At 74.5% G+C, this 12,906-nt stretch carries 10 protein-coding genes; 1 reads left to right on the top strand and 9 read right to left on the bottom strand.

All coding sequences use genetic code 11. The features are described 5' to 3' along the window. Nucleotides 1-25 precede the first annotated feature (25 nt). Complete coding sequence (gene mctP, locus WCD58_RS16305) at nt 26-1,687, bottom strand: monocarboxylate uptake permease MctP (protein WP_373696231.1); 1,662 nt, start codon at nt 1,685-1,687, stop codon at nt 26-28. Further along, a complete protein-coding gene (locus WCD58_RS16300) occupies nt 1,684-1,962 on the bottom strand; it encodes a DUF3311 domain-containing protein (RefSeq protein WP_337704106.1) in 279 nt (92 codons plus the stop codon). The genes mctP and WCD58_RS16300 overlap by 4 nt, the downstream gene beginning before the upstream one ends. A 305-nt stretch (nt 1,963-2,267) precedes the next feature. Between WCD58_RS16300 and WCD58_RS16295 the strand changes: the two genes are divergently transcribed. Continuing rightward, nucleotides 2,268-3,248, top strand: coding sequence for a hypothetical protein (locus WCD58_RS16295; RefSeq protein WP_337704105.1), 981 nt, complete (start codon nt 2,268-2,270; stop codon nt 3,246-3,248). An 86-nt stretch (nt 3,249-3,334) separates the two neighbouring features. On the opposite strand, the gene WCD58_RS16290 is transcribed toward WCD58_RS16295, so the two are convergent. The 7 genes from WCD58_RS16290 to WCD58_RS16260 form a co-directional block, all read right to left on the bottom strand. After that, a complete protein-coding gene (locus WCD58_RS16290; RefSeq protein ID WP_337704104.1) occupies nt 3,335-5,170 on the bottom strand; it encodes a phosphoenolpyruvate carboxykinase (GTP) in 1,836 nt (611 codons plus the stop codon). Nucleotides 5,171-5,375: 205 nt separating this feature from the next. Continuing rightward, nucleotides 5,376-6,260, bottom strand: coding sequence for an NAD-dependent protein deacetylase (locus WCD58_RS16285; protein ID WP_337704261.1), 885 nt, complete (start codon nt 6,258-6,260; stop codon nt 5,376-5,378). A gap of 95 nt (nt 6,261-6,355) precedes the next feature. Next, nucleotides 6,356-7,777 (bottom strand): metallopeptidase TldD-related protein, encoded by a 1,422-nt coding sequence (locus WCD58_RS16280; RefSeq protein WP_337704103.1) that lies wholly within the window; start codon nt 7,775-7,777, stop codon nt 6,356-6,358. Further along, on the bottom strand, nt 7,774-9,279 hold the full coding sequence (locus tag WCD58_RS16275; protein WP_337704102.1) for a TldD/PmbA family protein: 1,506 nt from the start codon (nt 9,277-9,279) through the stop codon (nt 7,774-7,776). Before WCD58_RS16275 ends, WCD58_RS16280 begins: the two co-directional genes overlap by 4 nt. Before the next feature lie 53 nt (nt 9,280-9,332). Beyond that, nucleotides 9,333-9,641, bottom strand: coding sequence for a DUF6802 family protein (locus tag WCD58_RS16270; protein ID WP_337704101.1), 309 nt, complete (start codon nt 9,639-9,641; stop codon nt 9,333-9,335). Between the two features lie 10 nt (nt 9,642-9,651). Next, entirely contained in the window at nt 9,652-11,328 is a 1,677-nt protein-coding gene (locus WCD58_RS16265; protein ID WP_337704100.1) for a hypothetical protein, read from the bottom strand. A gap of 73 nt (nt 11,329-11,401) precedes the next feature. Next, complete coding sequence (locus WCD58_RS16260) at nt 11,402-12,775, bottom strand: dynamin family protein (RefSeq protein ID WP_337704099.1); 1,374 nt, start codon at nt 12,773-12,775, stop codon at nt 11,402-11,404. Nucleotides 12,776-12,906: the final 131 nt, after the last annotated feature.

The raw sequence follows: 12,906 nt of genomic DNA, 5'->3' as shown, positions 1-12,906 counted from the left end.
GGAGTATGGCCCGGCCTCCCGCGCGCTAGGTGCTCGCCACCGCCTCCGGCTTCGTCTCCTCCGGCACGCGTGTCGCGTGGTAGTCCGAGGTGGCGGTGTGGTCGCGGCCCTCGGGAACCCCCGCGGCCCGCAGCAGGAACGTGGCCACCACGGCGACGACGAGGTTGAGGATCAGCGCCACGAACCCGACGTAGATCTGCACCCGCGAGCCGTCCCAGGGCGCCCACCCGAAGAACGACAGCCTGTCCAGGGCGAGCGCGGAGCCGCCGAAGTGCTGCTTGCCGTTGCTGGGGTTGGGGATCTGGTAGAGCAGGTACATCCCCCACGCCATCCCGGCGACCCAGCCGGCGACCAGCGCCCAGCGGTGGAACCAACGCGTGTAGAGCGCGATGGCCACCGCCGGCAGCGTCATCAGGATGATCACGCCGCCGATCAGCTGGAGGTCGACGGAGAACTGCGGGTCGATGCCGACGATGAACAGCACGGCGCCGACCTTCACCACCAGCGACGCGAGCTTGGCCTGGCGGGCCTCCTCGCGCGGGGTGGCGTTCTTGTGCAGGTACTCCTTGTAGATGTTGCGGGTCCAGAGGTTCGCGGCGGCGATCGACATGATCGCGGCGGGCACCAGCGCGCCGATGCCGATGGCGGCGAAGGCGACGCCCGCGAACCACGCCGGGAACTGGCCGTCGAACAGCACCGGGACGATGGTGTTCGAGTCCGGGCGCCCGGTGGAGCCGTTGACGATCGGCTTCACGCCGGCCGCGATCGCCACGTAGCCGAGCAGCGCCAGCAGGGCGAGCAGGAACGAGTACGCCGGCAGCGCGGCCATGTTCCGCCGGATCGTCCCGCGGCTCTGGCTGGAGAGCACGCCGGTCACCGAGTGCGGGTAGAGGAACAGCGCGAGCGCGCTGCCCAGCGCCAGCGTGGCGTACTGCAGCTGGTTGTTCGCGGTCAGCAGCGTCGAGCCGGCCGGCTGCCCGGTGGCCGGCGAGGGCTGCGAGAGCTTCGCCTGGCCCGCGTCGAAGATCGCCGCCCAGCCGCCGAGCTTCAGCGGCAGGTAGATGATCGCGACGAGGATGACGATGTAGATCAGCAGGTCCTTGACCACCGCGATCAGCGCCGGCGCGCGCAGCCCCGACTGGTAGGTGTACGCGGCGAGCACGACGAAGGCGACGAACAGCGGCGCGTGGCCCCAGAACCCGCTGCCGTTGAGGCCGATGGTGCGCAGCACGGCCTCGAGCCCGGCGAGCTGCAGGGCGATGTAGGGCATCGTCGCGACGATGCCGGTGAGCGCGATGAGCAGCGCCAGCAGCGGCGAGTCGTAGCGGCCGCGCACGAAGTCGGCGGGCGTCACGTAGCCGTGCACCCGCGAGACCGACCACAGGCGCAGCAGCGGCAGCATGACCAGCGGGAACGCGATGATCGTGTAGGGCACCGCGTAGAAGCCCAGCGCGCCCGAGGAGAACAGCAGCGCCGGGATCGCGACGAACGTGTACGCGGTGTAGAGGTCGCCGCCCAGCAGGAACCACGTCACCCACGAGCCGAACTTGCGCCCGCCCAGGCCCCACTCGTCGAGGTGCTCGAGGTCGTCCGCGCGGCGCCAGCGGCTCGCCATGAAGCCCATGACGGCGACGCCGAGGAACAGCAGCGTGAAGATGACCAGCTCGGTCGTCTGCGTCCCGCTCACCGGTCGCCCTCCTCGTCGACGTGCCGGGTCAGGCGGTGGACCGCGATCGTGCAGAGGATGCCCACCGGGATGACGAGCAGCTGGAACCAGTAGAAGAACGGCAGCCCGGCGAGCGTCGGCTCCTCGGTGTTGAACAGGAACGGCAGGATCGAGACCAGCGGGATCAGCAGCAGGAGGTTGACCCAGCGGAACCGGACGTCGGTCCAGCCGCGCGGCGGCGGCGCCTCCTCGGTGGGGCTCGGAGACTCCCCCGGCGGTGGGGCGGACGTCGTCATCGCTGACCTCCTGGATGGGTGGCGCTCACGCAGAGCCGAGCGATGGTAAGCCCCGCGTGACGTCCCGGTGAAGCGCTTGCGACGGACAGGCCAGCTCGGTGGACCGCACGTGTGCTCCGGAGGCAAACGTTCTTCCGGGGCGGCGGTCCGGAACGGTGGCGCGTGTCGTGGCACGATCTGTGCGCATCCGGTGCGCGTTCAGCGGCCGAACAGGTGAAGAACACCGTCCGGGTGTCCCCGATGCTGGCTGTCCGTGATCGAGCGCCCCTAGCCTTCCCGGCGATCACCCCGACGCAGAGGACGCCATGACCACGACCGCACCGCTGACCGCCTCCCTGTCGTCGCTGACGCCCGGCACCCCGATCACGTCGGAGGTGCGCTACCGGACCGATGACGGCCGCCATCACCTGCTCTTCCAGAAGGACGGCAACCTGGTCGTCAGCGACGCCGCCGGCGCGGACATCTGGGGACTGCACCAGGTCTTCCGCGGGTTCGACGGCCGCTCGGACGCGCGGTGCGTCCGGGGGCGCAGCGCCGAGTTCGGGTCCGCGGGCGCCCTGACCGTGCGCGACGACGCCGGCGCCGTGGTGTGGACGACGCCGCCCGGAGGGGCTCGGCTGTCCATGGACGGGCGTGGCCGCCTCGCGCTCGCCGCCGGTGACGGGACGACCGTGTGGGCCGCCAACGGATGGTGCACGGTCCGGACGGTCGACGGGACCGGGATCACGGTGATGGCCTCCCGGGACGTCACCCCGGCACGGATCGACGCCGTCGTCCGGATCTGCCGCGAGATGGTCACGCGGATCACCACCCGTGATCGCAGCGCGATGCAGGGCGCTGCGGTCTATGTCGTGAACGGCGAACCGTGGGTCGAGCTGGGTGCGCTCAGCCCGATCAACGGCAAGGGCCTGGACGGGGAGGAGAGCGAGAAGGGGAAGTTCGTCGGGGAGGGGGAGACGCTCCGCGGAGGTGCGTGCACCCAGTTCTGCTGGGTGGACGAGAAGCTGATGTGCGCCACGGGGTCCGACGGTGAGGCGCGGACGTTCGACCAGGTGGTCCACGAGCTCGCCCACGTCGTCCTCAACCGCTACCAGCTGTCGGGGGCCTCGCGGCAGGCCAACCCCGACGACCCGAACCCGCGGTGCGGGTTCGCCTGGGCGGTGCAGCACTGGTTCGGATGCCCGGACGCCGTCCTCGCGGGCCCGATGCGTGACCTGGTCTCCGGCGTCTTCAGCTCCCGCGTCACGTTCACCTGCCCGGACGCGACGCCCGTCGTCCCCGGCTGACGCGCGCGGACCCGGTCCCGGGAACACGAACGGCGCTCTCGCTGCTTCGGAAGCAGCGAAAGCGCCGTTCGTTCGTTCTGAAGCCGCTAGCTGACGCCGAGGCGCTGCTTGAGCGCCTCGAGCTCGTCGCGCATCGAGGTCGGCAGCTTCTCGCCGATCGAGTCGAACCACTCCTCGATCAGCGGGATCTCGGCCCGCCACTCCTCGATGTCGACCTTCAGCGACGCCTCGATGTCCTCGAGCGGCTCGCTGACGCCGTCGAGGTCGATCTGGTCGGCGGTGGGGACGTGGCCGATCGCGGTCTCGGTGGCCGCGGCCTTGCCCTCGAGCCGCTGGATGATCCACTTGAGGACGCGGCCGTTCTCGCCGAACCCGGGCCACAGGAACCGGCCGTCGTCGCCGCGGCGGAACCAGTTGACGTAGAAGATCCGCGGCAGCTTGTCGGCGTCCGCGCCCTTGCCCACGTCGATCCAGTGCTGGAAGTAGTCGCCGACGTTGTAGCCGATGAACGGGATCATGGCCATCGGGTCGCGGCGGACCTGGCCGACGGCGCCGGCCGCGGCCGCGGTCTTCTCCGAGGACAGCGTGGCGCCCATGAAGGTGCCGTGCTGCCAGTCGAACGACTCGTTGACCAGCGGGATCGTCGTCTTGCGGCGGCCGCCGAACAGGATCGCCGAGATCGGCACGCCGTTCGGGTCGTCCCACTCGGGGGCGAGGATCGGGCACTGGCTCATCGGCGTGCAGTAGCGCGAGTTCGGGTGCGCCGCCGGCTGGCCGGCCTCGCCGTTGGCGGGCGACCAGTCCTGGCCCTTCCAGGAGAGGACGTGCTCGGGCTCGCCCTCCATGCCCTCCCACCAGATGTCCTTGTCGTCGGTGAGGGCGACGTTGGTGAACAGCGAGTTGCCGCGCTCGATGGTGCGCATCGCGTTCGGGTTGGTCTTCCAGTTGGTGCCCGGCGCGACGCCGAAGAACCCGGCCTCGGGGTTCACGGCGTAGAGGCGGCCGTCGGCACCGAAGTGCATCCAGGCGATGTCGTCGCCGAGCGTCTCGACCTTCCAGCCCGGGATGGTCGGCTCGAGCATCGCGAGGTTGGTCTTGCCGCACGCCGACGGGAACGCCGCGGCGACGTAGTAGACCTTCTCCTCGGGGCTGATCAGCTTGAGGATCAGCATGTGCTCGGCGAGCCAGCCCTCGTCACGGGCCATCGCCGACGCGATGCGCAGCGAGTAGCACTTCTTGCCGAGCAGCGCGTTGCCGCCGTACCCGGAGCCGTAGCTCCAGATCATCCGCTCCTCGGGGAAGTGGGTGATGTACTTCGTCTGGTTGCAGGGCCAGCGGACGTCCTCCTGGCCGGGCTCCAGCGGGGCGCCCAGCGAGTGCAGCGCCGGCACCCAGTCGGTGTCGCCGTCGAGGAGTCGCTGCACCTCGGCGCCCATGCGGGTCATGATGTGCATCGAGACGACCACGTACGCCGAGTCGCTGAGCTCGACGCCCAGCATGGGGCGCTCCGCCGACGTCGGGCCCATGCAGAAGGGGATGACGTAGAGCGTCCGGCCGCGCATACAGCCGCGGTAGAGCTCGGTCATCGTGGCCTTCATCTCGGCCGGGTCCATCCAGTTGTTGGTGACCCCGGCGTCGGCCGGATCGACCGAGCAGATGTAGGTGCGCTCCTCGACGCGGGCGACGTCGTCGGGGTCGGACGCGGCGTAGAACGAGTTCGGCTTCTTGTCCGGGTCGAGCTGCACGAACGTGCCGGCGTCGACGAGCTCCTTCGTGAGCCGGTCCCACTCCTCCTGGGACCCGTCGCACCACACCACACGGTCCGGCGTGGTGAGGTCGGCGACCTCGGCCACCCAGTCGAGCACCTCGCGGCGTCCGATCGGCGGGTTCTCGAGTCCTTGGATGGTCGGAACAGCAGTCATGCGTCTCCTCGGTCGCTGGCTCGCTCGCCGGAACGCCACGGACCGCGGGGCGGCCCCGGTCGCCTCGGGGAAAGAGTGATCACCGGACACGGCGTCGTGCCCGGTGATGTACTCCGTCGGTGGTGCTCGACGTTAACGAGACTTCCTGAGAACGACACCGCCGGGCGCTGTCGGGGGCCTCACTTCCACGATCAAGCTGAACGATTCAGGCCCGATCGGGCAAACGGAGGGTGTCGAGCGTCGCGGGCAGCACCTCGCCCAGCGCACCCGTCAGCCTCACGCTCGCCACACCGTCCGCGCGGCTCGGACCGCTGGTCACGACCGCGACGGGCAGTCCCCGGCGCGCGGCGGCGTGGACGAAGCGCAGCCCGGACATGACCGTCAGCGACGATCCGAGGACCACGAGTGACCGTGCCCGGTCGACCAGCGAGAAGCAGTGATCGACACGCGGTCGGGGCACCGACTCACCGAAGAAGACCACATCGGGCTTCAACGGACCGTCACCGCACGCCGGGCACGCGGTCATCGTGAAGCGGTCGAGCTCGTCGTCGGCGAGCTCGGCGTCGCCGTCGGGGTTGATCTCGACGGCCCGGGCGTCGAAGCCGGGGTTGAGGGCGGCGAGACGGTCCTGGATCTCGGTCCGGGTCGGCGTCGCGCGGCAGCCCAGGCAGACGACGCGGTCGAGCGCGCCGTGCAGCTCGACGACGTCCCGGGCCCCCGCGGCCTGGTGCAGCCCGTCGACGTTCTGGGTGATCACGCCGCCGACGAGGCCGGCGCGCTGCAGGGCCGTGACGGCCCGGTGCCCGGCGTTGGGGCGGGCGGCGGCCATCTGCGGCCAGCCGACGTGGCTGCGCGCCCAGTACCGGTGGCGCGCGACGGGGTCGCCGGCGAACGCCTCGAAGGTCATGGGGGCGTGGCGGCGCGCTGCGCTCGTCGGGCCGCGGTAGTCGGGGATGCCGGAGTCGGTGGAGATCCCGGCGCCGGTGAGCACCAGGGCGCCGCCCTCGCCGAGCAGGGTGGCGAGCTCGGGGACGTCGCCCCGGACCGGGACGTCGGCCTCCCACGCCTCCTGCGGCGCGGTGTAGCGCATCAGCGACCGGACCACGCCTCCATGATGCGCCTCCGGCGCACGTGAGTGATCCGGGTCGTTATGGCGACCCATTTCACTCAGGAGGCCGGAGGCCATCAGCGGCCCGGGGACACCGAGGTCATGTGGTAGTCCGGGACGCGCAGCGGGGGCATGGCGGCGCGGGTGAACCAGTCCTTCCACTCGCGCGGGAGCGTGCGCTCGGTGGTGCCGGCCTCGGTGGCGCGGCGCAGGAGGTCGAGCGGGGACTCGTTGAAGCGGAAGTTGTTGACCTCCCCGACGATCTCGCCGCGCTCCACGAGGTACACGCCGTCGCGGGTCAGGCCCGTGAGCAGCAGCGTCGACGGGTCGACCTCGCGGATGTACCAGAGGCACGTCAGCAGCAGGCCGCGCTCGGTCGAGGCCACCATCTCCTCGAGCGTCGCGTCCTCGCCGCCGGTGAGCACCAGGTTGTCGGTGGGCGCGGCGAACTCCGCGTCGTACTCGGTGGCGGCCGCGCGCGGGTAGGCGAGCGTCGCCACCGTCCCGTCGCGCACCCACTCGACCCGCCCGGTGGTGGCCCCGTTGTCGAACACCGAGACCTCGTCGCCGGAGTACGTGGTCGCGAGCACCGGGGTGTAGGCGAGGTCCGGGAAGCCGGGGGCGGCCGGGTCGCCGGCGAGGGTCAGCGGCAGCGGGCCGAGGCGCTCGCCGACGCGGGTGCCCCCGGCGCGCGAGAACGCCGAGCGGCCCTCCTGCGCGGGGCGCCCGCCCATCGACCAGGCCATGTAGATCATCAGGTCGGACACCGCCGACGGCGGCAGGATCGTCTCGTAGCGGCCCGCGGGCAGGTCGATCCGGCGCCGGCCCCAGGGCAGCCGGTCGCGCAGCCGCCCGACCAGCGCGGTGACGTCGACGTCGGCGACGTCGGTGGCGCCCTCGCCGCCCCACACCGACGTGCCGGTCGCGGGGTCCTTGAGGTTCAGCTCGACCGCGCCGCCGGGCTCGACCCAGCGCCGCCGCACCCCGGCCGAGGTGCCCAGCCACGTCGTCGTCACCCGGTGGTCCGCGAACCCGAACGACGCCTCCTGCCCGGGCCGGAACGACGCCCCGAGCTCCTCGGCGAGCCGGCCGAACACGGCCATCGAGGTGGCGCCGGCGTCGTCGTCCCAGTCGCCCGGGCCGCCGTCGGTCGAGGTCGGCAGCGGGGCGGCGTCGCGCGCCGGCCCCGCCCGGCGGGCGGCCTGGACCGCGCCCGCCACCGCCTCGGCGATCACCGCGTCGCCCTCGGGGCCCGCCGCGAGCGCCGTCGGCGCGGGGACCGTGGCGACGCCGGCGCCCGTCCCGCCGTCCAGCGACACGAGCATGATCACCGAGAGCCGGCGCTCGACCGTCTGCCCGTTGGTGGTGAGCGTGGAGTTCGCCCAGCGCACGACGGCCTCGGACACCTCGCGGACCGTCGCCACCGCGCCCGCGTCGGGGGCCTGCCGGGCGGCGATCGCCAGCGTGCGCTCCACGAGCGCCGATCCGGGCGCGTTCACGACGAGCTCCCCGTGTTGAGGACGTTGACCTGCCGGAACAGCGCCGACGGGCACCCATGGCTGACGGGCGCGACCTGGCCGGGCTGGGCCTTGCCGCAGTTGAACGCCCCGCCGAGCCGCCACGTCGAGGGGCCACCGACGGCCTCGAGGGAGCCCCAGAAGTCGGTGGTCGTCGCCTGGTAGCCGACGTCGCGGACCTGCCCGACCAGCTTGCCGCCCCGGATGCGGTGGAACCGCTGCCCGGTGAACTGGAAGTTGTAGCGCTGCATGTCGATCGACCAGGAGCGGTCGCCCACGACGTAGATGCCGTCCTCCACGCCCTCGATGAGCGCCGCGGTGGACCGGTCGGTGTGCGGGTCGGCGCGCAGCGACACGTTCGCCATCCGCTGCAGCGGCACGTGCTCGGCGGAGTCGGCGTACGCGCAGCCGTTGGAGCGGTCCAGGCCCAGGCGCGGCGCGAAGGAACGGTCCACCTGGTAGCCGACGAGCACGCCGTCGCGGACGAGGTCGAACTCCTGCGTGGCGACGCCGTCGTCGTCGTAGCCGATGCTCGCGAGCCCGTGCGGCACGGTCCGGTCGCCGGTGACGGTGAGGACGTCGCTGCCGTAGCGCAGGGTGCCGAGCTTGTCGGGGGTCGCGAAGCTCGTGCCGGCGTAGGCGGCTTCGTAGCCGATCGCCCGGTCGTACTCGGTGGCGTGCCCGATGGACTCGTGGATGACGAGCCAGAGGTTGGTCGGGTCGATGACGAGGTCGGTGGGGCCCGCCGCGACGGTCGGCGCCGCCACCTTCTCCGCGAGCAGGCCCGGCAGCTCGGCGAGCTCGGCGTCCCAGTCCCAGCCGGTGCCGACGAGGTACTCCCAGCCGCGCCCGGCCGGTGGGGCGAGGGTCCGCAGGGTCTCGAAGCCGCCGCCCGCCCGGTCGACGGTGGTGATCGTGACGTCGGGGTCGACGCGGACGCGCTGCTGCGTGGTGGTCGTGCCGGCGAGGTCGGCGTAGAAGGTCTGCTCCTTGACCTGCACGCAGCTCGCGGCGACGTGGTCGACACCGGGCGCGGCCAGCAGCGTCGCGGAGCGCTCGGTGAGCAGGCCGATCTTCTCGGCGACGTCCACCGCCCACGGGTCGACGTCGTACGGCGAGACCCAGGTGACGCCGCCGTGCACCGGCTCGTCGGCGAGGGTCACCCGCTCCGTGGCCAGCGCGGCGAGGGTGCCGGAGACCTCGAGGGCCCGGCGGGCGGTGGCCGCGGCCGTCTCGGGCGTGAGGTCCACGTGCGCCGCGAACCCCCACACGCCGTCGCGCAGCACGCGCACCGCGAGGCCGACGGTCTCCTGGTCGGCGGCGACCACGACCCGGCCGTCGCGCAGCTCGAGGTGCTGGCTGCGCAGCCGGTGCACGCGCAGGTCGGCGTGCTGGGCGCCGCCGCGGCGGGCGGCGTCGAGGGCGGCGTCGGCGAGCGCGGCACGGGGCAGGGCGAGGAAGTCCGCGTCCACGGCGTGCGTCACGGGGCTGACCACGAGCGCCGAACCTACCCGCGCACGCGCTCCGACCGGCGCATTCAGCCGCCGCGGACCCACCGTCCGGTGGCGGGGTCGATGGTCGGCGCCGGCGGGACGGGGCCCTCGTCCCAGGTGTCGAGCTCCTCGGTGGTTGTGGACCCGTCGTCGTGCACCCGGGTCAGCACGTCGACCCGCGCGTCGCCGTCGAGGTCGGTGCCCAGCACCAGCGCGTCGGGCTCGGACGCCACGGCGGTGTCGGGGCGGCCGTCGGCGTCGGTGTCGACGGTGGCCGGGCCGAGCACGCCGGCGTCGCCGACCAGCAGCTCGCCGGGCAGCGGATCGATGTGGACGTCGGGCACGTCGACCATGCCCCGGAGATTAGGTCGCGGGCGCCGGGCGTGGGTGCGGTTCGGGCACATCCGCGGGGACATCGACCCGGTCCCGCAGCTCGGCGAGCCGGCGCAGGAGCGTCTCCGCCCGGTCGCGGCCCTCGCGCGCCTCGCCGGCCGTGCGCGCCGCGGCCCGGTCGGCCTCGGCGCGGTCGGCGCCGGCGTGGCGCACCGCGGCCAGCGCGTCGTCGAGGTCGCGCGCCCGGTCCTCGAGCGCGGCGTCGAGGGCGAGGGTCACCTCCCGCTCGGTGGCGATCAGCGCGTCGGCGAGCACGCGCTCCAGGTCGCCGCGCACCTCGGCCAGCGCCTCCACCGACCACTGCCGCAGGTGCGCCCGGTCGGCGGCCAGGCGCCGGGCGCGCGCCACCCAGCCCGCCGCGCCCAGCCCGAGGCCCACCGACACGGGGACGAGCGCGACGCCGAGCGCGGCCGGCGCGATCGGCACCGCCAGCAGCGGCAGCAGCGCGAGCCGGGACAGGCCCAGCCCGCCCGACGCGCCGGCGACGACGAGCAGCCGGTCCTCGGCCGGGCGGGTCCGCGGGGCCGGCACGAGCGCGGGCTCGCCGAGGTCCGCGACGCGCAGCGCCGGCAGCTCCCCGGCGGGCACGAGGTCGGCCAGCGTCGCCGCGACCAGCGCCTGCAGCCGCGCCCCGAGCCCGGCGACGACCTCGGCCGCCAGCGTCTCGACCTCGCCCGCCAGCTCCCGCGGGATCGCCGCGAGCCCGGCGCGGTCGGCGTCGTCGATGCGGGCGCGCACCGCCACGCCGAGCGCCCGCACGCGGGCGGCGAGGTCGTCGGTGGTGGCGACCCGCGCGGCCGCGAGGTCGGCGCGCCAGCGGGTGTGGTGGTCGCGGCGCAGGGCGGAGCGCGCGGCGAGCAGCTCGTCGCGGCGGCGGGCGAGGTCCCCGCCGGCCGGTGCGCGCAGGGCCGCGCGTGTCGCCTCGGCGCGGGCCGCGACCCCGTCCAGCGCGCCCGCGAGCAGGCGCAGCGCGTTGGCCTCGGCGAGCATCCGGCGCCGGCGCGCCACCAGCCGGTGCAGCTCGCGCTGCAGGGCGGCGAGCCCGGAGCGACGGCGCAGGGCCTCGGCGGCCGCGGCGTCGGCGCGGGCGGCCCGCTGCGCCAGCGCCGCCGCGACCGGGAACCACGGGGCGTCCGCCAGGCGCGGCACGTGCCCGGCGACGAGCGCCCGGTCGGCCTCGAGCACGGTGCGCCAGCCCCGGTGCGCCTCGGTGCGCGTGAGTGCGAAGACGACGGTGTCGACGCGGTCGGCGGCGCGGGCCAGGGCGTCGAGCTCCTCGATCCCGAGCGGCGCGGCGGCGTCGGCGAGCACCAGCGCCGCCGTCGCCCCGTCGACCGGCCACGTCCCCGGGTCGGCCGGGCGGGGCGGCACCACGAGGTCGAGCTCCTCGAGCAGGGGCACCGGGAGACGCTCGTAGGTGGAGCGGACGGCGCCGTCGGGGTCGTGGGTGGGCACGGTGTCGAGGCCGAGCAGCGCCGCGAGCAGCTCGCCGCGGCCACGTCCAGGGGCGCCGACGAGCACCACGGTCGGGCGCGCCGGAGGCGGCGGCGCGGCGGCCCGGTCGGCGGCGTCGGGGTCGAGGCGGGCGAGCAGCGTGGTCAGGGCCTCGCGGGTCCGCGCGACCTCGGCGGGGATGTCACTCGTCATGGGTCGAGCTCCGCGTCGCTGCGTCTCCCGGGGGTCATGGGTCGAGCTCCGCTTTCGCTGCGTCTCCCGGGGGTCACGCCGTCAGCTCCCGCCACAGCCGCACGTAGGTGCGGTGCACGACGTGCGCGAGGTCGGCGATGCGCCGCGGCGAGCCCCACGACCCGTACGCCTGCCACCAGGCCGCGCGCCGCGACGCGTGGCCGGCGAGCTCCACGGCGTGCGCGCCCGGCCGCCCCAGGCGGGCGTCGGGCGGGCCGGGCACGGCGAGCCGGTCGACCTCGTCCTGCAGCTCGGCGGGCAGCCCGAGCGCGCCGGCCCGCAGCCGGGCGCGCGCGGCGACCAGGGCCCGGTCGGCGAAGGCCTCCCGGCGGGCCAGCGAACCGGCGGCGTCCGCGATCCGCGTGCCCTCCGCCGGCGGGGCGCCCTCGGCCGCCTCCGCGCGCGCCCGCCCGTCGCCGAGTGCCTCGAGGTCGCGCAGCCCCGCCGACGCGGCGTGCAGGTCGGTGCGGGCGCGCACCTCGTCGTGCAGCCGCCCGACCAGCGTCGCGAGGCCGGACGCGGCGAGCAGGGTGTCGCAGAGCTCGCCGACCCCGGCCGCGGCGTCGGCCCGCAGCAGGGCGAGCGCGAGCGTGAGGCCCCGCAGGTCGAGCAGCTCGAGCAGCCGGAAGCGGGCGTCGACCGGGAGCGGCAGCTCCGCGGAGGTGAACAGCTCCGCGTCGAGCAGCGCGACCTCGAGGACCGCCGGGTCGGCGCCGGCGAGCAGCCGCAGCGCGCCCACGTCCTCGGTGCGCAGCGCGCCCGTGACGGCGGTCTCGGCGAGCAGGCCGATCACCGGCGTCACCGGGCCCACCCGGTCGCCGAGGCGCCGCCCGAGGTCGACGGCCAGCTCGCGCCCGTCGTCGGGACCGACCGTGTCCGCGCGCCCGAGCACCGCCACGACCCCGGCCGGCCCGTGCGTGGCCGGTCCGGGCAGGACGTCGAGGTCGCCGGGGTGCGCCGTCGCGGGCAGCACGACCAGGGCGGCGTCCGCGTGCGCGCCGCCGGTGGGCCCGGCCGGGCGCCGCGCCGACCCGGTGCCCGGGGTGTCGATCACGGTCAGCCCGTCGAGCGCGGCGCTCGTGAGCGTGACCACCAGGTGGTCGACGTCCTCGGGCCGCACGCCCAGCCGGTCGCCGACCGCGGCCGGGACGCGGCCCCCGGCGGCCAGCGGCAGCGGCCGGTGCGTGCCGTCGACGAGGACGACGTCGAGGCGGTCGGTGGACCCGCGGACGTAGTGGGCGGTCAGACCCGTGCACTCGCCGGCTCCGGTCGGCGCGACCCGCCGCCCGACCAGCGCGTTGACCAGCGTCGACTTCCCCGACGAGACCGGTCCGGCCACCACGAGCGAGGGCGTCGCGAGCATCCGTGCCGCGATCGCCTCGACCTCGTCGGCCGTGGGCAGCGACACCCTCGGCGCCAGCGCGCGGCATGTCGCGACGACAGCGCTGCGCAGAGGGCCCACAGTCGTCGCAGAGTAGGCGCCCGGACGGCTACACAGGGCCCGGTCGGGCAGGTCGGCAGGGTTTCGCGTGATCGCCC

It is taken from the genome of Actinomycetospora flava (assembly GCF_037400335.1).
Taxonomy (GTDB): Bacteria; Actinomycetota; Actinomycetes; order Mycobacteriales; family Pseudonocardiaceae; genus Actinomycetospora; species Actinomycetospora flava.
Note: the sequence above shows the minus strand (reverse complement) of the source record. Positions and strands in the feature narration are given on the sequence as shown.

Excerpts from the sequence above, each read along its gene's own strand:
- WCD58_RS16300 (WP_337704106.1), bottom strand. The coding sequence starts at position 1,962 with ATGACGACGTCCGCCCCACCGCCGGGGGAGTCTCCGAGCCCCACCGAG.
- WCD58_RS16295 (WP_337704105.1), top strand. The coding sequence starts at position 2,268 with ATGACCACGACCGCACCGCTGACCGCCTCCCTGTCGTCGCTGACGCCC.
- WCD58_RS16290 (WP_337704104.1), bottom strand. The coding sequence starts at position 5,170 with ATGACTGCTGTTCCGACCATCCAAGGACTCGAGAACCCGCCGATCGGA.
- WCD58_RS16285 (WP_337704261.1), bottom strand. The coding sequence starts at position 6,260 with ATGCGCTACACCGCGCCGCAGGAGGCGTGGGAGGCCGACGTCCCGGTC.
- WCD58_RS16270 (WP_337704101.1), bottom strand. The coding sequence starts at position 9,641 with ATGGTCGACGTGCCCGACGTCCACATCGATCCGCTGCCCGGCGAGCTG.
- WCD58_RS16265 (WP_337704100.1), bottom strand. The coding sequence starts at position 11,328 with ATGACGAGTGACATCCCCGCCGAGGTCGCGCGGACCCGCGAGGCCCTG.